A 26,379-nucleotide genomic window follows, 5' to 3' on the forward strand; every position below is an offset into this window, starting at 1 on the left:
TGGCGGGAAAGCCGGTCAGGGCCAATCTCCGGCACGCGAACCCACACCGACAAACTGGCTGCCCCGCCGGTTCTTTTCGGTGTAGGATGCAATCATGAGTGACGCTCAGCCTCTCTTCGACATGCTGCGCCAAAACGTGCAGCCTGACATCGCCGGCGTATTGGAGCGATTTGTCCGGGAAGCGCCGGACCGCAAGCTCTGCCGCGTCAATGCGCTCGCCTTTGCCGCCGAGCATCGGCTCGACGAAGAAAAGGTCATCGCCGCCTTCCTGCATGCCTCACGCCTCGGGCTCTTCGAGCTGTCGTGGAATGTGCTCTGCCCCGGCTGCGGCGGTGTGCTTGACAGCAATACCTCGCTGAAGACCGTGCAGAGCGACACCTATACCTGCTCGCTCTGCGCCGCCGGCTATGAGCCGACGCTCGACGAGATGGTGGAAGTGACCTTCACCGTTAACCCGCGGGTACGCCACATCGAGGCCCACAACCCGCACGAGCTGCCGCCGCTCGAATATTTCCGCCAGATCTACTGGGGCTCCGGCATAGATTTGCCGGAGGACGACTACGAGGCCCAGGTCGACGATTTCATGATCGAGGCGCTCGAACTGCCGCCCGGCGAAAAGGCGGTGATCTCGCTGCAGATGCCGGCGGAATTCATCATCGTCTTCGAGCCGGTGACCCATGCCGCGCAATTCATTGACGTCAAGGGCGAGCCGACCAAGGAACGGCGGACGCTGTCGCTCGTCTTCGATCGCGGCCATCGCCACGACGAGGCGTTGACCATGCAGCCGGGTCCGCTGCGCATCCAGGTGGAAAACCATACGGATGTGCGCACCCTGCCCTCGGTCTGTATCGCCAATGACACCCTGCACGATATTCTCGGCCGTCGGCGCCCGTTCCTCACCGCCAAGCGGCTGCTGTCCAACCAGACCTTCCGCGATATCTACCGCACCGACACGATCGACGTAGACCAGCGGCTGAAGATCACCAGCCTCACCTTCCTCTTCTCGGATCTGCGCGGCTCGACCGAGCTTTACGAACGGGTCGGCGATCTCGCAGCCTTCGATCTGGTGAAGACCCATTTCAGCGCCGTCAACGAGATCGTTGCCGCCGAGGCCGGCGCCGTGGTCAAGACGATCGGCGACGCGGTCATGGCAACCTTCCCGACGCCGGATCGCGCGGTTGCCGCGGCCATGCGCATGCGCGAGGCGATGCGACAGCTCAACGAGGACCGGGGCTCCGAGGATCTGCTGTTGAAGATCGGCATCCACGAGGGGCCGTGCATCGCCGTCAACCTCAACGAGCGCCAGGATTATTTCGGCCAGACGGTCAATATCGCCTCGCGCGTCCAGCATCTCGCGAGTTCGCGCGAGATCTTCGCCACCAGCTCCGTGCTCGACGACCCGCGCACCTCCGGCCTGCTCAGCGACCGCGGCCTCAATCCGCAGTCGCACAATGTCGCTCTGCGCGGCATCACCAACGAGATCAGTATCTTCTCGATCCCGTAAGCGCGGCCGGCCTTCTGGATCGCCGCAATTCCGGACGGAAAACCGTTTCACACTTTTCCTGGAATTGCTTGGAACCTCCGCAATTCCGGACGGAAAACCGTTTCACACTTTTCCTGGAATTGCTTGGAATCGCCGCAACTCCGGACGGAAAACCGTTTCACACTTTTCCTGGAATTGCTTGGAATCGCCGCAGTTCCGGACGGAAAACCGCTTTGCACTTTTCCTGGAATTGCTCAGACCACCGGCGGTATCAGCGTCAGCACGTCGCCGTCATCAGGGATCACCAGCTTCGTCAAGGGGATGCCATGGGCATCGGCTGCTACCCGCAGCTCGCTTCGGCTGACCGTCGCGTGATCCAGCGCCTCCATGTGCGTTGCAATGACGGTGCTGTTTTTCGCCGTCTCGCAGACCTTGATCGTCTGTTCGGCATCCATGACGATGAGATCGCCATTCCACTTCGCGCCGCAGGAATGGGTGACGATGATGTCAGGCTTCGTTTCGCGGATCGTCTTCTCGATCGCCGGATAGAAGACCGTGTCGCCTGCCCAGTAGACCGTCGGCTCGCCCTTCGCCTCAAGGCTGAAGCCGATGACAGGCCCCATGTCCTGGACGACCGGACCGAGCCCATGGCTGCCGTCACGCCGGGTCAGCGTCAGCCCCTGCCAGCTGGCCTTGTCGGAAAGCGGCGTCACGTCGCGAAAGCCGGCGGCGCGGATCGCCTCCTCGTCGCCCGGCTGGCAGAGGATCGGCAGCCCCTTCGGCACCCGCTCCTTGGCGGTGTCGTCGAAGTGATCCTCATGCAGATGCGAGATGATGACGAGTTCGACACCGGCCAGGATGGTGTCGATATCGACCGGCAGCTCGACCGTCGGATTGGGCGAGCGCCCGGCAAAGGACGGCAGGCTGTCTTTCGGCCCGAGAAAGGGATCGATGAGCACGGTATGGCCGGCATAGTCGAGCTTGAGCGTGGCGTTGCGGATAAGCTGGAGTTTCATGGGGAGTCCTCCCTTGCCGGAAAGCGGTGACGGATGTCGCCGTGATCCTTGCTGAGGCGGCGGTAAAATCAAGAGCCGAAATTTGCCCTCTGCCACGCCGCCAAAAGGCGCGCGACGGCTTTCGGCCGGCGGACCTGAGACGCTCCAGCTAACGCCGCAGCGCCCGGATCGCCGCTTGCCACACGCAGCCTCACCGCCAGCCGCAATCCCACGGCTGGCCCCTTGCCGCCCGGTGACAGGCGAAGGCACGACCGCAGGAGTGCGTGGCGGCTATCGTCGTCCTGCCGCGGCCAGAGCCGCGGGAAAACATCTGCCGGAAGGCGACGTCCGCATTGTCGGGGCAGCCGGCAAAGCTCTTCTTTTTCAGCTCGGCCGGCGGGCTGATCGCTCGCGTGCCGGTGCTCTTCGCCGGTGTCTTGGCGGTGCCCTGGGTCGCGCTCGGCTCGGGCAGTTTGGCCTCGCGCCGGATCGTCACGCAACGGCCGTCTTTTGCCTCCTGGTTTCGCGCGCAGGCAAGCGGGCAGATCCGCGCCTTCTCGGCCTTCAGGCGCTCGAGCACGTCGCTGGAAGGTTCGAGCGTTGCGAGTTCAGCCTTGCTGTGCCTGGCAAATGCCTCCAGCGCCTTGCGGCTGCCGGCGCCCCACAGCCCATCCTCGCTGCCGGCCCGACAGCCGAGCCGGTTCAGCTGCTGCTGGATCGATCGGGTCAAGGCGCGATGGTCGGTACCCGCTGCGGCTGCGGCCGGATCAACGGCCGCCACGGCCTGGCCGGCGGGCACGTCGGTAACGCCCTCCGTTGCCGGGGCGGAGACCCGCTCGATGATGCGGATCTTGGCCTTCGCCAGGGATGCGAAAGCACCATCGGGATATTGCTGCAGATAGGCGTCGAACAGATCGCGCTCCGTCCCATCCTTGATCGTTTCCCAATAGGCAAGCTCAGCAGTCTGGTCCGTCGCCGGCTCCCTGACCGACGCCGGTTGGCCGCCATCGGCAGGCTTCAGCACCACCTCGCCGGTCAGCGAGGAATTGTCCCAGGGCACCTGCTTGCCGCCGGTTGCCGCAAGAACGTCGCGGCGCACCTCGATCAGCTCGCGGGTGATGTCGCGTCCCGGCTGGCCGAGATGCTTGAGCAGCGCCGATGTAAAGGGCGAGTTTCGCCCGCTGCCGTCGAGCGCGACATTGCCGGGCTGGGTGGCAAAGGCGATCAGCGTGCCGATGCCGGTGCCGACCTTGGCAAGTCCGCGGCCGACCGAGGCCGATCGGGTGCCCATGGAGCGGGCGAGATTGACCGCGAGCGGATTGTCGCGACAGGCATCAAGCAGCACGACATTGACCCTGGTGCTGCGCTCCATCGCCGTCAGGATCAGGTTCATCGGCACCGCCTCGAAATCGAGATCGACATGGGAGGCGAGCTTGGCGTCGACAGGGGCAAGATAATTTTCGCCGTCGACCTGAAGACCATGGCCGGCATAGTAGAAAAGCGCCAGATCGGCGCCATCGAGACGGTCGACGAAATCGCGCAATACGCGCCGCACGCCCGAGAGGTCGAGATCCACACCGGTCACCACCTCGAAGCCGAGCCCTTCGAGCTTGGCCGCCATGTCGGCAGCGTCATTGCCGGGATTGGGCAACGCCGCCACATACTGATAGGCGGAATTGCCGATGACCAGCGCCACGCGCTTCTCGGCAAACGCTTGCGTGGCGCAAAACACCAATAGGACGGCCAAGGCGATGCGAAGGAATGGCATGGTTCCCCTCCCGCAATGCGCGAACGACCGTGGCGAGCAACGTCGGCCGAACAGCCGAGCGTGCTACCGGGCATGGGTCGTGTCAATGCGCTTCGATGGGATGGCAAAGGCATTCGCCGGGGCCACCCCGTCTCTCGTCGTATTGACGGGCGGGAGTGCCGGTTCATTCGCCATCCAATGGGATTGGCGCGCCGTGATTAGCTGTGGGCGCCAATGCATTCCGCTCTCAAGTGGAAACATTGAGAGCGGAAAACTGCTCTCGACTTCAAGAGCCAGAGCGTCTTTGTGCGTTCGTCTGAAACTGCTGCGCTATAGAGCGTCCGAGTGGAATCACTTGAAGCGGAAAGATGCTCTACGATCAAAGTACTAGAGCGTCCTTTGCGCGTTCGTCTGAACGCACGGCGCTCTAGGGGCGCGGAAGAGTCCGCGCCCTTCAGTGGCTGGTTTCCGGTTACTTCACCACGACATTGCCGTTGACGATCTCGACATTCTCGTCGCCCTGCAGGCCGATGCGGTCGCCGCTCGGCGCCGTCACGAAACAGCCGCTCGGGCAGATCATCTCCGTGGCGCCTGCGGCGATCGCCACTTCCATGCGGCTTTCGCCCTCGACGACGACCAGGACGGCGGTCTCGCTGTCCTTGTTCGTGACCGTCGCGGCACTGGCCGCGCCTGCCATAGGCACGTAGGCCACCAGTACGCCGGAAAGCAAAGCAATCACAGATTTCTTCATTGCCCATCGGCGCCCGAAGCGCCGCCCTCTCGCCGAGCCGGCCGCCTCGTCGGTTTCGCGACGCTGCGCCGGCCACCTCTTCAGCCGATGACAACGTAATCGGTCACCAGAAGAATTGCATGCTTTTTATGGCACGCCGGCTGAATAGCGGCTGAACGCTCCGTTTATCAGCGGTTCGGGTTTGCGCGACGGCTGGCGGTTCGGCGACTGCCCGTTTCTTCTGCCTCGCGTTCCTCGTTGAGCGGCGCTGCGGAAGCAGCCGGTTTGCCTGAAGCCGTCGCCTTGGCCGACGCTCTTGCCTCGGCGGAGGTGGCGCCCTTCGGTTCGCCCACCTCTTCCGGGTGGTGGCTTTCGATGCCGGTCTGGTCCTCGACCGGCACGTCCTCGATCTTGACCGGGAACGGCTCGCCGATCCGCTCGTCGCGGAAACGCTCGTAGATCGACACGCGCAGGTCGTTGCGCACGCCGCCGCCGGTCAAGACGTCGGCGACGTAAATCCGGAGCTCGAAGGTCATGCGCTCGTCGCCAAAGGCGGTAAAACCGACGGTCGGCGAAGGGTTTTTCAAGACCATCGGATGGGCGGCGGCGATCTCGGACAGCAGTTCCATGATCCGGCGCGGATCGCTGGCATAGGTGACGGTGACGGCGATTTCGGAGCGGCCGAGCTTGTTGCGGTGCGTCCAGTTGCCGACCGAGGCGTTGATCAGCAGCGAGTTCGGCATCATGATCGACTGATGCTGGAAGGTCTCGATCTCGGTCGCGCGTACCGAGATGCGCTTGACGAAGCCTTCCGTCGTACCACTGACGATCCAGTCGCCCACCTTGAACGGCCGCTCGACGAGCAGGATCAGACCCGACACGAAATTCGAAACGATGTTCTGCAGACCGAAACCGACGCCGAGCGAGAGAGCACCGGCGACGAGCGCGAGGTTCGAGAGATCGATGCCCGCTGCCGAGAGGCCGATGAGGCACGCAAGGCCGACGCCGGTATAGCCGATGCCGGTGCGGATCGAGTTGCGCACGCCGGCATCGACCCGGCTTCTCGCCATGATGTTGCCGTCGATCCAGCGCTGCACGAAGCGGGTGACCGCAAAACCGAGCGCGAAGAACAGGACGCCCGCGAGGATGCCGACCAGCGAGATGGTGATCGAGCCGATCCTGATCTCGGTCACCATCCGGTAGGCCCAGGACTCGATGTCGGCGACCTGGAAGCCCCACTGCAAGAGGATCAGCGGGATGAAGACCATCACGACCAGGGCATAGATGCTGAGGCCCGCGGCAAGACCGATCTGGTCGAGCGCCACCTGTTCCAGATTGTAGCGGCGCTCGAGATAGCGCCCGGCCGCCGTCTCGGCAAACGCACCCTGCTTGGCCACGGCCCGGCCGGTGAGAATGCCGATATACATCGTCACCAGGATCGCGCCGGTGATGATGATCTGCGTGGCGATGAAGCGGGCGAGACCGACATAGCCGGAGACGGCCGCAATGATCAGCAAGGCCCCGGTCGCAAGCAGCGCGAACGACACCAGCCGCGGCCAGGCGCGGCCATGAGCATCGAAGGACTCGTCCTTTCTGAGCGTCGGCTTGATCCAGGCCGACGCCATGATGATGAGGCCGATGACGATCGAGGCGATGTAGCTCTTGACGACGGTCAGCACCACCGGCGAGCCGAGCGCCTCGCTGACGCCGCCGAACAGGTAATCAAGACCGTTGACCAGCGCCATGGCGAAGATCGCGATCATCAGCATCCTGGCGCCGCGATCGGAAACCCTGACGAGCCGCCAGCGCGCATCGCGCGGCGACAACACCGCCTGGGCGAGCCTTGTCACGAAGAACACCACCACCGCCACCCCCAGCGTAATGGCAATGATCGGTGCGATGTCGGAGCGCAGCACGTTGAAGCCGCGCAGGAACAGGAAGCTTGAAATCGCGAAGGCGGCCGAGGCGATCGTCGGGATCAGCGTGGACCAGAAGGCGACCGACAGGCGGCGGAAGTAGCTCGGCTCCTCATCGGTAATGTCATGCTGGATCAGCGGGCGAAAGAGCCTGCGGCTGCCGGCAAGGAACACGAGCGCCGCCAGCAGCGACAGGAACAGCGCCGTCAAAAGCGGCACGCGCTTGTAGTTCCAGGCAAAGCTCAGCCAGCTCCCGACACTGCGCGAGAGCACGCGCGTTTCGTCCGCCGTCGCCGTCAGAGCGTCGTCGAACATGCCGGTCGAGACTTCGGTGTTCTTCAGCAGCGTGTTGGAAAACAGCGCGCGCCTTGTCGCGGTAATGGTGTTGGAAAGCTTCGTCGCCTGAATCGAAAGACCCTCGGCCTCGCCGGTGAGCGCGTTGATGGCGCCGCGTTCAGCCATCAGCCGTTTGCGCTCTGCGGTCACGATGTCGGCTTCGGGCGGCTGTCCCTCGGCCGGCGGATCGCCGAGTTCGGTGAGCCGCCCCTTGATTTCGTCGAGGCGCGGCCGGGTCGAGACCGACACGCCGATGATCTGCTTGGCGAGCGCGTCGACCTGAACCTTGAGGTCGGCAAGCACGATGTCGTCGTCCTTGGCCTTGTCGACGAGGTCCGTCAGCCGCTTGAGATCCTCGGCGGCCTTGGAAAGCTGATCGGCCGCCTGGCTCTGGGCCGGCGGCGTGGCATCCTCCGGAACCGCCTCGCCGGCCGGCGGGGTTGCCGTCTGCGCCGGCTGAACCGCCGTCGCGGCCGGCTGGGTGGCAGCGCCGGGTGTCGCGCCGCCGGGTGCCGCGCCTTTGTCAGCGGGCTGCGCACCATCCTGCGCGGGTGCCGCCGCCTTGCCGGCTGGTTGCGTTGCGGTCTGGGCCGGCTGAGCCGGCGTCGCCTTCTGCTCTGGCTGAGTTGCGCTCTGAGCCGTACCTTGTGCCGGTTGCGTCGTGCCTTGCGCCATGACCGGGCCGGCGGCGGCAAGCGCCAGCAGGCAGACGAGAATGGCAGGCAATTTTCCGACAGAACGCAATTTCATGATCCTTGCAGGTTGAGACCATGGTGCGGAATCGCGTCAGTGGTCGTCACAATGCGGTGTGAATACGAAAGACGGCGGAAAGATGCAAAAGACGCCGCCAATTGCGCTCCACCGCCGGATTTTTCGTCAGAAACCGGCGCCGGGCTGTGCCAGATAGGCAAGCTCGGCGTCTGTCGATACGCGGGCCAGGAGGGCATTTCGGTGCGGGAAGCGGCCGAATTGTTCGATCACCTCGCGGTGGCGGATGGCATAGTCGAGATAGTCGGCATCGCCGAGTTCGGTGAAAAGCTTCACCGACATGGTCTGGTCGGTCAGGTTTTCCGAATGCTCGAACGGCAGATAGACGAAGGCGCGCGCTTCCGGCTTGATCGCCATGTCGGCACCGATGCCGACGGCAAGCTTCGCCTCGTGCAGTGCCAGGCAATCGGTCGCGAAGGCAAGCGGCGTGCCGCGATACATGTTGCGCGGCATCTGGTCGAGCAGGATGATCGCCGCCAGCCGGTTCTCCGGCGTTGCCCGCCAGATCTCGCTGACCCCGCGGGCAAGCGCCAGGTGCGATGCCTGGAAACGACGAATGCAGGCCTTATCCAGTTCGCCGCTCATCGTGAACCAGTCGTCATAGGTGAGCTCGCCGAACCAGAAATTCAAAACGTCATCCGGCGTGCAGATTTCAACTTCGTTCGTCATTTGCTCCCTCGCACCGCTCTTCTGCCGGTCCTGCCCCTTTCAAGGCCTGATCGGCAGCCATGCATGCGCTAAAACATAGGCGCGAACCGGCCCATTTCCATGCATGCCCAATGTCGATACACGCCTTACGCGCGCCGCGTGAGGATGGCAACAAAGGCGATGCCGCCGACAATGCCGGTAACGACGCCGATCGGCATGTCCTCCGGCGCCATGATGACGCGGGCGACGAGGTCGGCCATGATCAGCGTCAAGGCGCCAAAGAAGGCCGAGAGCGGGATGACCCGCACATTGTCGCTGCCAGCGAAAAGCCGCACGAAGTGCGGCACCATCAGCCCGACGAAGCCGATCGCTCCGGAAAAGGCCACCATGACCCCGGTCAGGAGCGCAGTGACGACGAAGAGCGTCAGACGGAAGCGGCGCACGGGAATGCCGAGCGTCATCGCCGTCTCGTCGCCCATGGCAAGCGCGTTGATCTCCCGCGACCGGACGACCAGCCAGCCGAGCGAGACTGACAGCACGAGCGCCGGATAGATGAGATGCGGCCATTGCGCCAGGCCAAGGCCTCCGAGCATCCAGAAGATCACCGTGTGCGTCGCCCGCGGATCCCCCAGGAAGATCATGAGATTGCCGATCGACGTCAGCACGAAGGCGACGGCGACGCCGGCAAGCACCAGGCGATCGGCACTGGTGCCTAGAGCGCGGGAAACGAAGGCGACCAGTACGGTTGCCAGCAGCGCGCCGCCAAAGGCAAAGAGCGGCACCGTGAGAAGACCGAGGATCATTCCGGTGTGGAGCAGTGCGACAATCGCCCCGAGCGCGCCACCCGAGGAGACGCCAAGCAGATGCGGATCGGCAAGCGGATTGCGCGTGACCGATTGCAGCACCGCACCCGTCAGCGCCAATCCGGCGCCGACAAGCCCCGCCAGCATGACCCGCGGCAGGCGCACGTCCCAGACGATGCTTTCACGCCCCGCCGACCAGAAGGCCTCGACGCTGCCGGGCGCGAGCTTGCTTGCGACGATCGACCAGACGGTGGTGACCGGGATCGGCGCCGAGCCGAGCGACACGCCCGCGGTCACGGTCAGGAGAAGCAGCAGCAACGCCGCAAACACCCCGACCCCGCCGCGGATCACCCGAACGGGAACAACCCGCGAAACGGCAGCGGGACCAGGCGACGTATCCTCAGCCAGCATCGGTTACAGGCCCTCGCCGTGAAAGACCTTGGCGAGCCGGGCGATGGCGTCGATGTTGCGCGGCCCCGGCGTCGCCTCGACATAATCGAGCACCACGAAGCGGTCGTTTTTCACCGCATCGATAGTGGCGAAGGCCGGATTGTTCTTCATGAAGGCGATCTTGTCCTCGGCTTTCACCTCGCCGTAGTTGACGATCACCACGACCTCCGGATTGCGATCGATCACCGGCTCCCAGGAGACCTCCACCCAGCTCTTGTCGACGTCGTCCATGATGTTGGCGCCACCGGCCGCCTCGATCATCGCCGTCGGGATGCCGAAGCGGCCTGATGTGAAGGGCTTTTCCTCGCCGGAATCATAGACGAAGACGCGCGTCGGCTTTTCACGGCCGGCATTTGCCTCGGTGATCGCGGCCAGTTGGCGGCGGTAGCCGTCGACCAGCGCCTCGGCGCGATCCTCGACCCCGAAGATGCGGCCGAGGTTGAGGAGATCGACGAACATGTCGTCCATCGTAGGCTTTTCCCTGGCCATGACATGGATGCAGGATTCGGTCAGTTCGTAGACGCCGATCTTGAACGGCGCCAAGGTCTCGGGCGTCACCTCGCCGCCGACCTTCATGCCGTAGTTCCAGCCGGCGAAGAAGAAATCGGCGTCGGCGTTGAGGAGCACTTCCTTGGTCGGATATTTCTCCGCAAGCTCCGGCAGTTCCTTCACACCTTCGCGCAGCTTTTCATCCAGCGTCTTCCAGCCGGAAACGCCGGTGTAGCCGACCATGTGGTCCTGCAGCTTCAGCGCCAGCATCATCTCGATCAGATTGACGTCGTTGGCGATCGCCCGCTTCGGCGCAGCATCGAAGGTCACCTCGCGGTTGCAGCTCTTGACGGTAACCGGATAGGCGAGCGCCGGCACAGCAGTGGCGATGAGAAACAGGAAGGCAGAGGAGGCAATGTTGATCTTCATGAAATGGATCCCTGTCGAGGAAGTGAAAAGGAGAAACGGGCGGTGCCGGCAACGGCGGTGCTGTGGGCGGTGGCGGTGACACCGAAGGCGGAGGACAGCGCCCGCGGGCTCAGCACCGCGTCGGGTGTGCCAAAGGCGATGAGCCGCCCCGCCGTCACGATCGCCACGTCAGTCGCGAATTCGGCGGCGAGATTGATGTCGTGCAGCGTCGATACGATCGTCAGCTTCAACGTCTGCAACAGCTCGAGGATTTCGAGCTGGTGGCGGATGTCGAGATGGTTGGTCGGCTCATCGAGGATGATGATGCGCGGCTCCTGGGCAAGCGCCCGGGCAATCAGCACCCGCTGTTTCTCGCCGCCCGAGAGCGTCGAGAACTGGCGGCCGGCCAGATGGGCGAGATCGAGATGGGAGAGTGCATGCTGCACCCGCTCGCGGTCGGTGTCCGTCCAGCCGTTGAGCCCCTCCCGCCGCGGGATGCGGCCCATCATCACCACGTCGCGCACGCTGAAGGGAAAATCGCCGGGCATTTCCTGAAGCACGACGGCGATCGTTTTCGCCGCTTCGCGCGCCGAAATCGACCACAGGTCGACGCCGTCGACCTCGATGCGGCCCGCATTCGGCTGCACCGCCCGGTAAAGGCAGCGTAAGAGCGAGGTCTTGCCGGCCCCGTTCGGCCCGAGGATCGCAAGCCGGCTGCCCGCCTCGATCGCGAAGTCCATGTCGTCGACCAGGGTCAGCCCCGGGCGCGGCCCCCAGCAAAGCCCCTTAACGCGAAGGGCGGCTCCTGTTGCGGTGCAGGTCATGGTCTGATCCCACCCCGGCAGCGCCACGCGTCCATCCCCGACGCACCAAACGCGCTTGAGCGCATGCGTGTCGCGCTCATTGGAAATGGCCCGCAACGTCTTCGGAGACGAGCATGGCCGCCGGGATGCGGGCGAGCGTCTTGCCCTTCAGCCCGCGCGGCCGTTCGGCAGCCCGCGTCATGCCGTCGCCGCGCTCCACATAGGTGGCGGCAAAGCGGACGAGATCGTCGATGTCCTCTTCCGGCGAAATGTCGCCAAAGAGATAGGTCGCCTTGCCCGTCGCCTGGAAGGCGATGGTGCAGGGGCGCGTACATGCCGCCATGCAGACCGTGCCGGCAATCGAGAAATCACGATCGAGCGGCTCGCCGAGCGCGGCAATGCTGCGGTTAAGACGCTTTATCAGCTCGGCGCCCGGCATGCAGGGGCCGCCGGTAAAACGGCAATCGGTGCAGACCGTTATCTTATGCTGTCGGGAAGTCGGCTCAGCCATTTTCTCTCTCCGCCGGACTGACGGCAAGAGATGGCGAAGCGGTAGGATGACGGATGACCGTCGCGCGAAAGCCAGTTCTTTTCCATCGGAACACCCCGTCCGTTGTGGTTGATCGGTTCGATGGCAGGTCTCCTGGCTCGCGGGTCGCGGCGCATCCACGTCTTCCCGGCCATTGGCCAGTGACATGGTGTGAATGCGCTGTCCGCTCACAGTTGCGGGGGCAGCCACGGTTTCGGTCCCGTCAGGGTCGTCCGTTCCGTGTTCCCTTTTCAGCCGCCTCCGCATTGTCGCGGACGCAGCACCATCGCGCTCTTCCTCGCATGAATCGGCAGCGGATACAACCGATGGGGTCGGGCGGCCGGGATCTATCAACATGCGGCGTTTCGTCATATACTGACTGTTATAAAATAACATAACAACAATCAACAAGGTAATGATCCTAAGTCACCCTGCCGGCCGCCGCGGGCGAGAGTCTCGCCTGACGGCGACGACCGGCGTATCCTTGCTCCTTGGCTTGTCGGGAAAGGAGCTCTGCCATGGCTGCCTATTTGATCGCCGATGTCGATATCACCGATGCAGCGACCTTCGAGGAATACAAAAGAGAGGTGCCGGCGACGGAGGCCCGCTATGGCGGGCGCTATCTCGGCCGCGGTGGCGCAACCCGGGTGCTTGAAGGCGACTGGGAACCGCACCGGCTCGTCATCCTCGAGTTCCCGGACATGCAAGCCTTGCTCTCCTGGTACCAATCGCCGGAGTATCAGCGCCTGAAGACGATCCGTGAGCGCTGTGCCAGGACACGGATCATAGCACTCGAAGGCGTCGCCATCTGAAGCGGAGCGCAAGACTGGCCGCAATTGCCGGCCTTGCTCGTGAAACGAACGGATGAGCGCCCCCGTCACTTCAAGCTTCGCGGCGCGCGGATGAAGCAACTGCGGGGCATGTGCTCCGGGTCCATCGACATGCGGCGTTTCGTCATGTCCATCCGTTATGCGATAACATAAAAATACAACGCCAGAGTTGAATAGCCGGCGAAATCCGCCGTGGTGGGACCGTGTACCTTCATCGGGACCGGCGCGCCGCCACCCTCTCGAACTTGCCTTCGCACGACCGCCCGGCCCGACGCTTTCGGACCGGTGCCGCGCAGCGCTCATCAGCCCCCACTGCGCGCAAAAGCCGGAAATTTAACGTACGTTACGCTCACGTAACCCCAAGGCCGTTGAGAAAATCAGCAGCCGAAGCGACAATTGCCAAAGCTAGGATTGGGCATCCACAAGCCACCGATAAAATCAACTTAGCCGCGCAGGTCCCGAAATGAAGTGATGGCAACGCAACTTTCTAAAGGGGATGGCAGTGAATCCAATTGACTTCTTCGTCGAGACGCTTCGGACCTATCCTCCGGTCGCTGTCTTCCTCGCCCTCGGCATCGGTTTCCTGATCGGACCCATCAAGGTCGCGGGGTTCAATCTCGGAAACGTCACCGCCACGCTCCTGGCGGGCGTCCTCATCGGGCAGCTGGGCGTCCAGGTTTCCGGTGATCTGAAGTCCACCTTGTTCCTGATCTTCCTGTTCGCCGTCGGCTACGGTGTCGGCCCGCAATTCGTGCGCGGCTTGAGCACCGATGGGCCGAAACAGATCGCGTTTGCGCTGTCTGTCCTGGTGCTGTGCCTCATCGTTCCCTATCTCTGCGCGCTGATCGCTGGGCTTCCGCTTGGCTACGGCGCCGGCATGTATGCCGGCTCGCAGACGATCTCGGCGGCGATCGGCGTTGCGACCGACCAGATCAATTCGCTCGGGCTGACGCCGGAGCAGGCCAAGACCTTTGCCGACCAGATTCCGATTGCCTATGCGGTCACCTACATCTGGGGCACGATCGGCTCTGCCATCATCCTCGCCCAGCTTGGCCCAAAACTTCTAGGCATCGATCTTCCGGCGGCCTGCAAGGAGTATGAGGCCAAGCTCGGCGGCGGCACCGAGAGCAGCGAACCCGGCATCACCCGCGCCTATCACGACTTCGGCCTTCGGGCCTATCGGATCGACGAAGCAAGCGGGCTAACCGGAACGCCGGTCAAGAACCTGCTTCCCGGCATTCGCGTCTTCGTCGAGCGCCTGCGCCGTGGGGATCAGATCATCGAAGCAGACGGCAACACCGTGCTGCAGCCGGGCGACGTCGTCGCCTTCTCCGGCCGGCGCGCCCTGCTCGTCGAAAACCTGGACAGCAAGCTGACGGAGGTCGAGGACAAGGAGCTTTTGAACGCGGAGGCCGAGATCGTCGACGTCTACGTGACCAGCAAGGCGCTGGCCGGAAAGACACTCGCCGAAGTCAGCACGATGGATTGGGCGCGCGGCGTTTATGCCCGCAAGATCGTGCGCTCGCTGGTCGAGATCCCGGTCCTTCCCGGCACGACCGTCGAGCGTGGCGACATCGTCACCATCGGCGGCGCAAGGAGGCACGTCGAAGCGGCGATCAAGGCTCTCGGCTTTGCCGATCGCCCGGTCGAAACCACCGACATCGCCTTCCTCGGCTGGGGTCTCTTCATCGGCGCGATGATCGGGGCGCTGACGATAACGATCGGCGGTATTCCGATCGGGCTATCCACGTCAGGCGGCGCCCTGCTTGCCGGTCTCGTGCTCGGCTGGCTGCGCACCACCTACCCCGCCTTCGGCCGCATCCCGTCGCCGGCGCTGTGGCTGTTGAACACGCTCGGCCTCAACATCTTCATCGCCGTGGTCGGTATCGGCGCCGGACCGGGCTTCGTCGCAGGCCTCCAGGAGGTTGGCATTTCGCTGTTCATCTGGGGAGTCGTTGCAACCTCCATCCCGATGATCGCCTCGGTGCTGATCGGCCACTATGTCTTCAAGTTCCACCCGGCGATCCTGTTTGGCGCCTGCGCCGGCGTCAGGACCACGACCGCAGCGCTCGGCATGATCCAGGAGGCGGCCAAGAGCAAGGTGCCGGCGCTTGGCTACGGCATGCCCTACGCCATCGGCAACACGCTGCTCACCATCTTCGGCCTCGTCATCGTCATCATGCTCGCCTGAGGCGCGCCGACGAACCGAGACCATTGTTCCAATTTCATAGATCACAGGGAGTGTGGATCATGTTGGACAGAAAATTCTACGACAGCATTTCCGATCTCAGCCCGTTCGAAATCAAGGACGAACTGATCAAGCTCGCCAAGACGAGCTCGCAGAAATCCGCCAAGGCCTTCCTCAATGCCGGCCGCGGCAACCCGAACTGGACGGCAACGCGCGCCCGCGAAGCCTTCTTCCTGCTCGGCCAGTTCGCCCTGACGGAGGCTAAACGCGCCTACTACGATCCGAAGGCGGGCGTCGCCGGCATGCCGCCCCAGGACGGCGCGCATGCGCGGTTCCAGAAGTGGATCAAGAAACAGCTTCAAAGCACGGAAACCGTGGACGAGGAAGACGAAGGCGTCCCGGCCGCCAAAACCCTCGGTGACGCCGTCGCCTATGCCATCAACACCTTCGGCTTCGACCCGGATGGATTCGTGCATGAGCTGACCGACTCGATCATCGGCGACAACTATCCGGTCCCCGATCGGGCGCTGCATCACAACGAGATCATCACCCACGAATATCTGATGTGGGCGATGTGCGCCGGCCACCGGCCAAGCGTGAAATTCGACCTCTACCCGGTCGAAGGCGGCACCGCCGCCATGTGCTACATCTTCAAGGCCTTGAAGAACGCCCGCATCCTCAACGCCGGCGACACGATCGCGCTCGGAACGCCGATCTTCACTCCCTATCTCGAGATGCCGCAGCTCGAGGACTACACGCTGAAGACCATCAATGTCAGCGCCGAGCAGGAAGATCGCTTCCAGTTCACCGACGATGACATCAAGGCGCTAGAAAACCCCGAGGTGAAGGCGCTGTTCCTGGTCAACCCCGGTAACCCGTCGGCCGTCGCGATGGATCCGGATTCGATCAAGCGCCTTGTCGATCTCGTAAACAACAAGCGTCCCGATCTGATCATCCTTACCGATGACGTCTACGGCACCTTCGTCCCGGGGTTCCAGTCATTGCTCGGCCATCTGCCGCGCAACACCATCGGCGTCTATTCCTATTCGAAGTACTTCGGCTGCACCGGCTGGCGCCTCGGCGTGGTGGCCGTTGCCCAGGACAATATCTTCGACGAGAAGATCAAGGCGCATCCGGAGCCGATCCAGAAGCTTCTGGAAAAGCGCTACAAGGCGATGACGCCGAAGCCGCGCGAGGTGAAGTTCATCGACCGCATCGTCGCCGACAGCCGCGACGTGGCGCTGAACCACACCGCCGGCCTGTCGCTTCCCCAGCAGGTGATGATGTCGCTCTTCAGCCTGGTCGAGCTGATGGATGTCGAGAAGGCCTACCAGAAGGCCTGCATCGCCATCTGCACGAAGCGGTTCTGGAACCTCGTAAACGGCATGGGGGTCGAGTCCAACCCGGGCATCTATTTCGACCACTATTACGGCATCATCGATTTCGAGTTCTGGCTGCGCAAATATGTCGGGCAGGATGTCGTCGAATGGGTGAAGGACAACATCCATCCGCTCGACATTCCCTTCCGACTGGCCGAGGATCACGGCATCGTTCTCTTGAACGGCTCCGGCTTCGACGCGCCAAACTGGTCGGCGCGCGTTTCCTTCGCCAACCTCAATGACGACGCCTATTCGCAGATCGGCCGTGCCGTGCGCTCCGTGGCGCGTGGCTACGTGCAGACCTACCAGGCGGCCAAGGGCCTGAAGATCAGCTAGCAGAGCAAGGCGGTCGGCAAACCCGCCGGCCGCCACCTCCCTGCAGCGCCGCGCGTCCAGTCAGACGCGCAAAGGTCGCTGTAGCACTTTGAATTGCTGCATGTTTTTGTCCTTCAATCGGCGACAATTGAAGGAAACATGCGGTAGGGCGTGAGCAGACGTCCTGTTACCCAGCCACCCCGGATTTTCCGGCAGGGTCCTGCCGGCAAGTGAGCAGCGCATCATCAGGCTGAAGGCGCTCCTTCGGCATGGAGTTGGGAGTAAAGCGGCGTGATCGATCACCTGTTCGGCATCCTCAGAGCGCATCCGGAGCTTGCCCTGTTCCTCGCGCTCGGCATCGGCTACGCCGTCGGCAAGATCACCATCTTCGGCGTGACCATCGGCGCCGTCACCGGTTGCCTGCTGGCGGGCGTGCTGATCGGCCAGACGGGCGCCGAGCTTTCGAACGACGTGAAACAGGCGTTCTTCCTGCTGTTTCTCTTCGCCATCGGCTACCGCACCGGCCCGCAATTCTTCCAGAGCCTCAATGCCGATGCCCTGCCCCAGATCGCCGTCACCGTGACGCTCTGCGTCGCGGCGCTCGCGGCGGCGATCCTTCTTTCGATCTTCTTCGGCTTCGACCTCGGCACGGCCGCAGGCGTCCTTGCGGGCGGGGCAACGGAATCGGCGACCGTCGGCGTCGCCATCGACACCTTCCGCAAGACGGCGCCAACACCCGAAGCCGTCACCCAATTCGAATCCGCCGTGGCCACCGGCTTTGCGGTCGCCTATCTCGTCGGCGTCGTCACCGCGATCCTCGTCCAGTCGCAGCTCGCACCGCGCATGTTCGGCCGCAGCCTGAAGGAAGCCTGCGCCGAGCTGGAAGCCGAACTCAACATCGCCCCTGAGAACAGCGGCGACACCGCCCGCCGCGAAATCGAAGCGCGCGCCTTTGAGATCGCCGATAATCTCGTCGGCCTGACCGTCGCGGAAGCGGAAGCGCGAGTTCCCGAACATCAGAAGGCCTATATCGAGCAGATCCGCAGGGGCAATGAGATCATCTCCCCCGCCCCGCAAGAGCGACTGCAGGCCGGGGACATCATTGCGGTCGCCGGGCTTCGCGGTTTCCTGGTGGAATATGCCAGCCGGATCGGCACCGAGATCGACGACCGCGAGCTTCTCGACATTCCCGTCGAAATTCTCGACGTGGTGGTGACCAACAAGGACGTCGCCGGCAAACGCCTGTGGCAGCTCAAGCAGCAGCCGGAGGCGCGCTCGGTCTTCCTGCGCGGCATCCTGCGCGCCGGCCAGCCGATCCCGATCTTCCCCGGGCTGACGGTCCGCCGGGGTGACGTGATGTCGATCGCCGGTGCCAGGCGCCATGTCGAGGATGTCGCTGCCCGGCTCGGCTATGCGGATCGCAAGACGACGGCGACCGACATGGTCTATGTCGGCGTCTTCATCTTCCTCGGCGGCCTGATCGGCATACCCGCACTGAAACTCGGAGCGCTCGAAATCGGCCTCGGCGTTGCGGTCGGCGTGCTGATCGCGGGTCTCGTTGCCGGCTGGCTGCGCTCGGTCCGGCGCACCTTCGGCTTCGTGCCGGAGGCAACCCTCTGGTTCTTCGACAGCGTCGGGCTCTGCGCCTTCATCGCCTGCGTCGGCATCTCGGCTGGCCCCAGCTTCGTCACGGGCCTCGTTCAGTCCGGTCCGGCGCTCGTCATCGCCAGTCTGCTGATCTGCCTGATTTCGCATCTCGCAGCCCTTGCGCTTGGCCGTTGGGTCTTCCGCATGAACGAAGGCGTGCTCGCCGGCACCTGCTGCGGCGCCGGAACCTCGGCACCGGCGCTTGCCGCGGTGCAGGAGGCTGCCGGCAGCCAGGTGCCAACCCTCGGCTACGGCCTTGGCTATGCGATCGGCAACGTGCTCCTGGCGCTCTGGGGGGCTGTGCTTGTCACGGTTCTTGGGTAGCGTCTAAACCGCCGACGTCAGCATGCCGTGCCGGCCGATTGCTGCGTCATGCACGGAGCGGCCTGACGTGAGGTCAGGAAACTACCGCAGAGGCCAGACTACCATCAGCGTCGGTATGCTGACGATGACGATGACGAGGGAGAGCGGCAAGCCGAGGCGCGGATAGTCGCTGAACCGGTAGCCGCCCGGACCCATGACTAGCGTGTTGCACTGGTGGCCGATCGGCGTCAGGAAATCGCAGCCGGCGCCGATGGCGGTCGCCATCAGGAAGGCTTCCGGCCGATAGCCGAGCGCGCCGGCGAAGCTCGCGGCGATCGGCGCCATGACCAGCACGGTCGCGGCGTTGTTGAGGAACGGAGTGACCGCCATTGCCGCAAGCAGGATGATGGTCAACGCGCCTGCCGGTGGCAGGCCGGCGGCAACCGTGCCGAGCCACCCGGCAATGACTTCCGTCCCCCCGGTCGTGCGCAGGGAATCGCTGACCGGGATCAGTGCCGCCAGCATCACGAGGATCGGCCCGTCGACGGAGCGGTAGACGTCGCGCAATGGAATGATGCGCAGCACCACCATGGCAAGGGCGGCCGCAAAGAAGGCGATCGGCACCGGCACAAGACCGACTGCCGTCGAGCCCATGGCGGCGGCCAGCACCAGAAGCGGCAGTGGCGCCTTGCGCGTGGTGCCGAGCAGGATCTCGCGCTGGGCCAGCGGCAGGCAGCCGAAGTCCTGCAGAAAAGACGTCAATTCGCGCCGCGCGCCTTGCAACACAATGACGTCGCCGGCTCTCAGACGAATGCTGCCGAGCCGCTGCTTCAGCCTTTCGCCCTGGCGACTGACGGCGAGCAGGTTGATATTGTGGGTGTTGAACAGCGCCAGGCGCTGCGCCGACATGCCTTCGATCGGCGAACCGCTGCCGACGACCGCCTCCACCGCCTCGATTTCGGACCCTGCCTTCTCGCGGCTACCCGGCGAGCGGTCTCCGGCGATCTTCAGCTTGGCCTGCGAGACAATACGATCGAGCGCCCCCGGCCCGCCTTCAAGCAGCAGGATGTCGTCGGCTTCAAGCGTGATGTCGGGCAACGGCGCCAGATGCAGGCCGCGGCGAAAAATGGCGATGACGACGGCACCGCCATCGCCGAGCTTGACCAGAGCGCTGAGTGACTTGCCGATCGCGGGAGATCCGGCAGCAACGACGGCCTCCGACGTATAGTCGGTAATCTCGATCGCCGAATGAACCGAAACTTGGCTGCTGGTCCGTTGCGGCACGAGCTTGTAGGCAAAGAGCAGGAAGATGCAGCCGACCAGCGCCAAGGTCGCGCCGACGGGCGTGAAGTCGAACATCGTAAAACTCTCGCCGGTCAGTTCCTGACGCACGCGCGACACGACGATATTCGGCGAGGTGCCGACCTGCGTCATCAGCCCGCCGATCAGCGAACCAAAGGCCATCGGCATCAGGAAGACCGAAGGCTGGACATTCGACCGCCGGGCAAACTGGAAGGCGACCGGCAGCATGATCGCCAGCGCCCCGATATTCTTGATGAAGGCGGAAAGCACCGTCACCGTGATGACCAGCAGCGCAAGCTGGGCCCGGACGGATGAGATATTGGGCAGGAAGCGCTGGATCGCCGCATCCACCACGCCGGAGCGCGCCACGCCGGCGCTGACGATCAAGGCACTGCCGACGATGATGACGATGTCGTCGCTGAAGCCATCGAAGGCATGGTCGTAAGGCACGATGCCGACGGCCACCGCCAGCATCAGCGCAGAACAGGCGATCACGTCGTATCGAAACCGCCCCCAGATGAAGAAAACCATCATGGCGCCGATGACGATAAACGCGAGAGACTGTTCGGCGGTCATGCAATACCCGGGTTCGGCGAAAGGACTGGGCGGGACGGAACGTGCAGTTGGCGCAAGGCCGAAACGCGCGATCCGCCGGAACGTTCACGAGAGAAGTAACGCATCTTTCTCCGCACCGGAATCCGGCTCAGCGACAAATCTGGGTACGAAGGCGAAATTCTCCAGCGACCGCAAGGCACTCACGCGACGTTGCCGACTTGGAAAACACCGTTGCCGCCCTACACTTTAGCAAAGGGTGTTGGAGCGCCGTGGCCGCCGCTTTTGCGGCCGGTGCCAGCGGACCAGCTGCTTCTTCCACCGCGTCGCCCCAGGCTTGCTGGAAGCAAGCGTAAGGCTTGCCTAGATAATTGCGAGCCCTTGGATTTGCATCAGGAAATTGTACAATAGATCAAAGTGTTGCAGCGCGTTCCGTAGTCCATTTGAAGGCGAGGAACCTGACTGCGCCTCCCCTACCAAGCGCACCCGTAACCGAGGATCGCCGACATGAAAAACGCCCTTGCCGCCCTCTCCGTCGTTCTGCTTCTGAGCGGCTGTACCGCAAGCGGCGGCTCAAGCTATTACGGCTATTCGTCGAACCTCGAGCCGATCCCCGGCAGCATCACCTATGGCGGCCAGCCGCGCACCAAGCTCACGAAGTCGCCTGTCGGCAGCATCGTGCCGCACCAGTTCATCGACCAGTACGGCCGCAAGGTCTACGAAACCTATATCATCGAGCCGGACCGGTCGTTGCGCCTCACCAGCCGGCGCTGGCAGCCGGATGATATTTTCGATTTTGACTGACGCATTTCGTGGGGCGACTATGGGAGCGAGCGGCAGTCGCCGCTGCCGAATTGCGCGATCACCCAATCGCGCAACAACTGCGTCGCCGGTCGATCTGCCATCCGTGGGCTATAGACGAGATCGTAGCGGTCGCTTTCGAGCGTCACAGGAAAAGGCTGGACGAGAATGCCCGAGGCGAGTTCCTCGGCGACCAGCGTCAGGCTCAAAAGGCCGATGCCCTGCCCGGCTACGGCGGCCTGAACGGCATGGATTTCATCGGTAAACGAAAGACCCGCGTTCGCATCGACATCTGCGATGCCAGCCCGCTCCAGCCATTGCCGCCAGACCGGCGCACGCGGCTCGTCTCGGCGCGCCACACCCCAATCGAAATGAATGAGCGTTGAGCGTTTGAGATCCGCAGCACTTGCCGGCACCAGTCGCGGCGCGCAGACCGGGGCGAAACGATCGGCAAAGAGCGGCTCGGTTATGAGACCCGGGTAGTGTCCGCCACCGAGACGGATTGCGGCGTCCGCGTCCGCCTCCAGGTCGATCGTCCGGTTGGAAGCGTCGAGCCTCAGCGTCCAGTCCGGATAGGCTTCGCGAAACGAGCCGGCGAGCGGCGCCAGACGCTTGGCGACGAAGGCGACGGTGGAGGTCAGCCGCGCGACCTTGCTCCCCTGCTGGCGGCGCACGTCGGCAATCGCCTGCTCGAAGCGATCGAGACCATCGCGCAGCACCGGAAACAGCGCCTTGCCGGCAGCCGTCAGATGCACCTGTCGCGTCTCGCGCTCGAAGAGCTTGACCTCCAGCATCTCCTCCAGCTGCCGGATCTGGTGGCTGACGGCGGTCGCCGAAACGTTCAGCTCTTCCGCCGCATGCTTGAAGCTCAGTCGGCGGGCGGCCGCTTCGAAGACCCGCAAGGCGCCGAGCGGCGGCAGCTTCCTCATCGCATCCTCATGGAAGAATTCATCTCATCTATCAGCTGAGAAATCACTCTTTGTCAGCCTGCTATCTCCTCAGCATATTGAATTCAACAGCCAAGGCAACAGCGCCAAGCTGAGAAAAACTCAAGCATGAAAGGACAAAGCATGTCTCTCGAACAGGTCATCACCAAGCCGGATCCTTACGCGCCCTTCCTGCTTTCCCAGGCGATCAAGGCCAACGGCTTCGTCTTCGTCTCAGGCCAGGCGGCGATCGGCGATGACGGCGAGCTCGTCGGCGAAGGCGATTTCGACCGCCAGGCCGAACAGGCCTTCCGCAACCTCGACCGGGCCTTGAAGGCCGCCGGTTCCGGCCTCGACAAGATCGTCAAGGTTACGATCTTCCTGCGCTCCATGGAGAATTTCGCAAAGATCATCGAACTCCGCCGGAAGTGGTTTTCGGCACCCTACCCCGCCGACAGCATCGTCGAGGTCTCCTCGCTCTATTCGCCAGACGCGCTGATCGAGATCGAAGCGATCGCGCTCGATGCAGGCCGTTGAGATGAGCGCCGGAAATCGTTCCGGTATCGAAAGGACATTCCATGCATCTTGAACAGGTCGTCACCGCGCCGGATCCCTACGCGCCGTTCCTGCTCTCCCAGGCAATCAGGGCCAACGGCTTCGTCTTCGTCTCTGGCCAGGCGGCAATCGGTGACGACGGCGAAATCGTCGGCATTGGCGATTTCGACCACCAGGCCAACCAGGCTTTTCACAATCTCTACCGCGCCTTGAAGGCCGCCGGCTCCGGACTCGACAAGGTCGCCAAGACCACGATCTTCCTGCGCTCCACCGAGGACGCGGGAAAGATGGTCGACCTTCGCCGCAAGTGGCTTTCGGCACCCTACCCGGCCGAAAGCATGATCGAGGTTTCTTCTCTCTATTCACCCGATGCACTGATCGAGATCGAAGCGATCGCGCTTGACGGAGACCGCTGACATGAACGCGCCACAGATCCTCCCATCTCCCATTTTCACTGGCGTCACCTTCAAGGGGCTCGATTTCAGCAACCGCCTGTCGGTCGCGCCGATGACCCGCATCAGCGCTTCGGCTGCAGGCGTTCCAGGCGAACGCATGCGCCGCTACTACGAACGCTTCGCCCGAGGCGGCTTCAGCCTGATCACGACCGAAGGCATCTACACCGACAAGGCTTATTCCCAGACCTACAGGGACCAGCCCGGCCTGACCGACAGGGAACAGGCGGCTGCCTGGCGCCGCGTCGTCGATGCAGTCCACGCCGCTGGTGGCCGCATCTTCGCACAGTTGATGCATGGCGGCGCATTGGCACAGGGCAATCCCCACCGCCCGGATACGATTGGACCCTCGGCCATGCGTCCGAAGGGCACCCAGATGACCGGCTACCATGGCGACGGCCCCTATCCTTTGCCGCGCGAGATCAGCGAGGTCGAGATTGCCGAAGCGATCGAGGGCTTCGCCAATGCCGCTCGCCTGGCCATCGAGGTCGCCTGCTTCGATGGGATCGAGATCCACGGCGCCAACGGCTACCTGCTCGACCAGTTCTTCACCGACTTCTCGAACCGGCGGACAGATCGCTGGGGCGGCGACATCGTGCAGCGGTTCGGCCTGTCGCTCGAGGTTCTGAGCGCGGTGCGCGCGGCGATCGGCCCCAGCGTCCCGCTCGGACTGCGCCTCTCCCAGAGCAAGGTCAATGACTTCAGGCACAAGTGGGCCGAACGCGAACCGGGGGCAGCGCGCGTGTTCGAGACGCTGGCCGAAAGTCCGGCCGATTTCGTTCACGTGACCGAGTTCGAAGCCTGGCAACCGGCCTTCGAGGGCGGCGACGCCTCGCTGGTGGCGCTTGCCCGCCGTCATGCGCCACGCCTGTTCCTCATCGCCAATGGCAGCCTGCACGATCTTGCGCGCGCCGAGGAGGTGATGGAAGCCGGAGCCGACATGATCGCGCTTGGCCGCGGCGCGCTCTTCAATCCCGACTGGCCGCAGCTGACCGCCGAACGCAGCGATCTGCGTCCGTTCGACCTGCCGTTCCTCGCACCGATCAGCGACATCAAGGACAGCGAGCTCGCACTCTGAGAATGGATCGACGGGCGCTTGAGAAGGCGCCCGTCGGCAACGTCGCTCGCGTTCGTTGAGGACTGCTCGTCGCGGTTACAACGCCGCGACGAAACGATAGGCTGAGCCGTTCCGCTCGGCGCGCCCGATCCCCGGATAGGCCCAGTGATAGCCAAGCAACGCTAGCCGCTCCGATGCCGCCCTGTCGATCAGGGCCTTGCGGTTCTTCAAGGCCAGTTCGGCATCCGTGTCGAAGCCGAAATGCCAGTCGGGATGTTCGAAAAAGACGACATTGCTGGTCACCGCATCGCCCGTGATCACCAGGCCGTCATGTCCCGCCCCGTCGCCACCGGCAAGCTGAAGCGAGATGTGGCCGGGCGTATGGCCGCGCGTATCGAGCACCTGCATGCCGCTGACGATCTCGTCGCCGGGCTTGACCAGGGTCAGGCGGTCCTGAACGGCAAAGAGGTCGCGCTGCGCGCCCTTGGCAAAGCCATGCAACGCCTGCGGCATCACCTTTTCGAAGTTCGGATCGGTCCAGAACTGCCACTCGGCCTCCGAAACGAAATACTGCGCGTTCGGAAAGGTCAATTTGCCGTCGACGCCAAGGGTGCCTCCGGCATGATCGGGATGGGCGTGGGTCAGTACCACCTTCGTCACCAGGCCCGGATCGATGCCAGCGGCCAACAGATTGGCGCGGAGCTTGCCGGCGCTCTCCTGGAAGTGATTGCCGGAGCCGTCGTCGACCACGATCAGATCACCGCCGGTGCGGATGACGGGGATATTGGTATGAAACGGCGCGCGTTCGGGCGTGCCGCCGAGGCGGCGCATGATGTCCGGCCGCTCTTCAGGCGTCGCATCCGGCAGCACGATGCTCACCGGCAGCATGATGAAGCCGTCGCTGACGACGGAAATATCGAAGCTGCCGTGCCGAAGGCGATGGATGTCAGCGGCGTAGGTACCTTTCGGCAGGAGGACGGAAGCAGCAATCGCGCTGGAACCGGCAAGGAATTCACGACGATCGAGACCGGATGAGTCGGTGGAAATGCGGGAAGAGGTCATGGCTTTAGTCCTTGGCTGAAACGTCTGAGGAAAGGTGCCGGTGCGCCCCTTGGGCGCCACCGGCGAGCAAGCATCAGGCCTTGGCAAAGGCGAGCAGGTCGGCGCTGAGCTGGTCCTTGTGCGTGTCGGTGATGCCATGCGGGGCACCGGCATAGACCTTCAGTTCCGCATGTGGGACGAGCTTCTTCGAAGCCCGCGCGGCCGCGTCGATCGGCACGATCTGGTCGTCATCGCCATGGATGATCAGGGTCGGCACATCGAACTTCTTCAGGTCCTCGGTGAAATCGGTCTGCGAGAAGGCAACGATCGAGTCATAGGTGTTCTTGTGACCGCCCATCATGCCCTGCAGCCAGAAACTGTCGATCATGCCCTGAGAGGCAACCGCACCCGGGCGGTTGAAGCCGAAGAACGGACCCGAGGCGATATCGCGGTAGAGCTTCGAGCGATCCTTGAGGCTTGCCGCCTGCAGCCCGTCGAACACCTCCTTCGGCAGGCCGCCGGGGTTCTTGTCGGTCTTGACCATCAGCGGCGGCACCGCCGAGATCAACCCGGCCTTGGCGACGCGGCTGGTGCCGTGGCGGCCGATGTAACGGCTGATCTCGCCGCCGCCGGTGGAAAAGCCCGCAAGGAAGATGCCCTTCAGATCGAGCGCATTGATCAGATCGGCAAGGTCGTCGGCATAGTGATCCATGTCGTTGCCGTCCCAGGGCTGCGACGAGCGCCCATGGCCGCGGCGGTCATGGGTGATGACGCGGAAGCCATTGGCGGCGAGGTGGAAGGCCTGCGCTTCCCAGCTGTCCGACGACAGCGGCCAGCCGTGGCTGAGCACGACGACCGGGCCATCCTTTGGACCCCAGTCCTTGTAATAGATCTCGACGCCATCGCGGGTGGTGATGCGGCTGCCC

Annotated in this window: 22 protein-coding genes and 1 riboswitch; of the genes, 9 read left to right on the top strand and 13 right to left on the bottom strand. The window is 63.7% G+C overall.

Annotated features, from left to right (window positions below):
• The first annotated feature begins 94 nt into the window (after positions 1-94).
• Positions 95-1,504 (top strand): adenylate/guanylate cyclase domain-containing protein, encoded by a 1,410-nt coding sequence (locus tag ACTJKE_RS25570; RefSeq protein ID WP_058323463.1) that lies wholly within the window; start codon positions 95-97, stop codon positions 1,502-1,504.
• Between the two features lie 233 nt (positions 1,505-1,737).
• Here ACTJKE_RS25570 and ACTJKE_RS25575 read toward each other — a convergent pair whose 3' ends face one another.
• The 9 genes from ACTJKE_RS25575 to ACTJKE_RS25615 all read right to left on the bottom strand — a co-directional run bounded on the left by ACTJKE_RS25575 (position 1,738) and on the right by ACTJKE_RS25615 (position 12,087).
• Positions 1,738-2,499 carry an MBL fold metallo-hydrolase gene (locus ACTJKE_RS25575; RefSeq protein WP_440692831.1) on the bottom strand — a complete coding sequence of 254 codons (762 nt, stop codon included), beginning with the start codon at positions 2,497-2,499 and terminating at the stop codon, positions 1,738-1,740.
• A 190-nt stretch (positions 2,500-2,689) separates the two neighbouring features.
• The gene (locus ACTJKE_RS25580; protein WP_440692833.1) at positions 2,690-4,246 is read right to left on the bottom strand and encodes a caspase family protein; all 1,557 of its coding nucleotides are present in this window, start codon (positions 4,244-4,246) and stop codon (positions 2,690-2,692) included.
• Between the two features lie 451 nt (positions 4,247-4,697).
• The gene (locus ACTJKE_RS25585; RefSeq protein ID WP_057254041.1) at positions 4,698-4,976 is read right to left on the bottom strand and encodes a hypothetical protein; all 279 of its coding nucleotides are present in this window, start codon (positions 4,974-4,976) and stop codon (positions 4,698-4,700) included.
• Between the two features lie 167 nt (positions 4,977-5,143).
• A complete protein-coding gene (locus ACTJKE_RS25590; protein WP_440692835.1) occupies positions 5,144-7,957 on the bottom strand; it encodes a mechanosensitive ion channel domain-containing protein in 2,814 nt (937 codons plus the stop codon).
• A gap of 126 nt (positions 7,958-8,083) precedes the next feature.
• Positions 8,084-8,644: a DUF924 family protein gene (locus ACTJKE_RS25595; RefSeq protein WP_058323460.1), complete on the bottom strand. Its 561-nt coding sequence runs from the start codon at positions 8,642-8,644 to the stop codon at positions 8,084-8,086.
• A 125-nt stretch (positions 8,645-8,769) separates the two neighbouring features.
• Positions 8,770-9,837, bottom strand: a complete 1,068-nt coding sequence (locus ACTJKE_RS25600) for a FecCD family ABC transporter permease (protein WP_440692837.1) — start codon at positions 9,835-9,837, stop codon at positions 8,770-8,772.
• 3 nt (positions 9,838-9,840) lie between these two features.
• Positions 9,841-10,794: an ABC transporter substrate-binding protein gene (locus tag ACTJKE_RS25605; protein ID WP_440692839.1), complete on the bottom strand. Its 954-nt coding sequence runs from the start codon at positions 10,792-10,794 to the stop codon at positions 9,841-9,843.
• The gene (locus ACTJKE_RS25610) at positions 10,791-11,597 is read right to left on the bottom strand and encodes an ABC transporter ATP-binding protein (protein ID WP_057254451.1); all 807 of its coding nucleotides are present in this window, start codon (positions 11,595-11,597) and stop codon (positions 10,791-10,793) included. The genes ACTJKE_RS25605 and ACTJKE_RS25610 overlap by 4 nt, the downstream gene beginning before the upstream one ends.
• A 76-nt stretch (positions 11,598-11,673) precedes the next feature.
• Entirely contained in the window at positions 11,674-12,087 is a 414-nt protein-coding gene (locus ACTJKE_RS25615) for a DUF1636 family protein (RefSeq protein WP_440692841.1), read from the bottom strand.
• A gap of 105 nt (positions 12,088-12,192) precedes the next feature.
• A riboswitch (cobalamin riboswitch) is annotated at positions 12,193-12,408 on the bottom strand.
• Between the two features lie 215 nt (positions 12,409-12,623).
• On the opposite strand from ACTJKE_RS25615, the gene ACTJKE_RS25620 reads away from it, so the two are divergent.
• The 4 genes from ACTJKE_RS25620 (at position 12,624) to aspT (ACTJKE_RS25635) (ending at position 18,788) form a co-directional block, all read left to right on the top strand.
• Positions 12,624-12,917, top strand: a complete 294-nt coding sequence (locus ACTJKE_RS25620) for a DUF1330 domain-containing protein (protein WP_057254033.1) — start codon at positions 12,624-12,626, stop codon at positions 12,915-12,917.
• A 520-nt stretch (positions 12,918-13,437) separates the two neighbouring features.
• On the top strand, positions 13,438-15,126 hold the full coding sequence (gene aspT / locus ACTJKE_RS25625) for an aspartate-alanine antiporter (protein ID WP_440692844.1): 1,689 nt from the start codon (positions 13,438-13,440) through the stop codon (positions 15,124-15,126).
• Between the two features lie 59 nt (positions 15,127-15,185).
• Positions 15,186-16,838: a bifunctional aspartate transaminase/aspartate 4-decarboxylase gene (locus ACTJKE_RS25630; protein WP_440692846.1), complete on the top strand. Its 1,653-nt coding sequence runs from the start codon at positions 15,186-15,188 to the stop codon at positions 16,836-16,838.
• 270 nt (positions 16,839-17,108) lie between these two features.
• On the top strand, positions 17,109-18,788 hold the full coding sequence (gene aspT, locus ACTJKE_RS25635) for an aspartate-alanine antiporter (protein WP_440692848.1): 1,680 nt from the start codon (positions 17,109-17,111) through the stop codon (positions 18,786-18,788).
• 81 nt (positions 18,789-18,869) lie between these two features.
• Here aspT (ACTJKE_RS25635) and ACTJKE_RS25640 read toward each other — a convergent pair whose 3' ends face one another.
• Positions 18,870-20,645, bottom strand: coding sequence for an SLC13 family permease (locus ACTJKE_RS25640; protein ID WP_440692850.1), 1,776 nt, complete (start codon positions 20,643-20,645; stop codon positions 18,870-18,872).
• Positions 20,646-21,128: 483 nt separating this feature from the next.
• On the opposite strand from ACTJKE_RS25640, the gene ACTJKE_RS25645 reads away from it, so the two are divergent.
• Positions 21,129-21,425, top strand: coding sequence for a hypothetical protein (locus tag ACTJKE_RS25645; RefSeq protein WP_057254026.1), 297 nt, complete (start codon positions 21,129-21,131; stop codon positions 21,423-21,425).
• Positions 21,426-21,442: 17 nt separating this feature from the next.
• On the opposite strand, the gene ACTJKE_RS25650 is transcribed toward ACTJKE_RS25645, so the two are convergent.
• Entirely contained in the window at positions 21,443-22,351 is a 909-nt protein-coding gene (locus ACTJKE_RS25650) for a LysR substrate-binding domain-containing protein (protein WP_057254024.1), read from the bottom strand.
• A gap of 141 nt (positions 22,352-22,492) precedes the next feature.
• Here ACTJKE_RS25650 and ACTJKE_RS25655 point away from each other — a divergent pair, with 141 nt between their 5' ends.
• From ACTJKE_RS25655 to ACTJKE_RS25665, 3 genes are read left to right on the top strand one after another with little or no spacing between them, the layout of a single operon-like run.
• Complete coding sequence (locus ACTJKE_RS25655) at positions 22,493-22,885, top strand: RidA family protein (RefSeq protein WP_113737993.1); 393 nt, start codon at positions 22,493-22,495, stop codon at positions 22,883-22,885.
• A 41-nt stretch (positions 22,886-22,926) separates the two neighbouring features.
• A complete protein-coding gene (locus tag ACTJKE_RS25660) occupies positions 22,927-23,319 on the top strand; it encodes a RidA family protein (RefSeq protein ID WP_440692852.1) in 393 nt (130 codons plus the stop codon).
• A 1-nt stretch (position 23,320) separates the two neighbouring features.
• Complete coding sequence (locus ACTJKE_RS25665) at positions 23,321-24,433, top strand: NADH:flavin oxidoreductase (RefSeq protein WP_440692854.1); 1,113 nt, start codon at positions 23,321-23,323, stop codon at positions 24,431-24,433.
• Between the two features lie 75 nt (positions 24,434-24,508).
• Here ACTJKE_RS25665 and ACTJKE_RS25670 read toward each other — a convergent pair whose 3' ends face one another.
• Both ACTJKE_RS25670 and ACTJKE_RS25675 read right to left on the bottom strand, forming a co-directional pair.
• Entirely contained in the window at positions 24,509-25,474 is a 966-nt protein-coding gene (locus ACTJKE_RS25670; protein WP_440692856.1) for an MBL fold metallo-hydrolase, read from the bottom strand.
• A gap of 73 nt (positions 25,475-25,547) precedes the next feature.
• Positions 25,548-26,379, bottom strand: an 832-nt coding sequence (locus tag ACTJKE_RS25675; protein ID WP_440692858.1) for an alpha/beta fold hydrolase, incomplete at its 5' end; no start/stop codon positions are given.

This window comes from Ensifer sp. 22521, from assembly GCF_052044795.1.
Lineage (GTDB): Bacteria > Pseudomonadota > Alphaproteobacteria > Rhizobiales > Rhizobiaceae > Ensifer.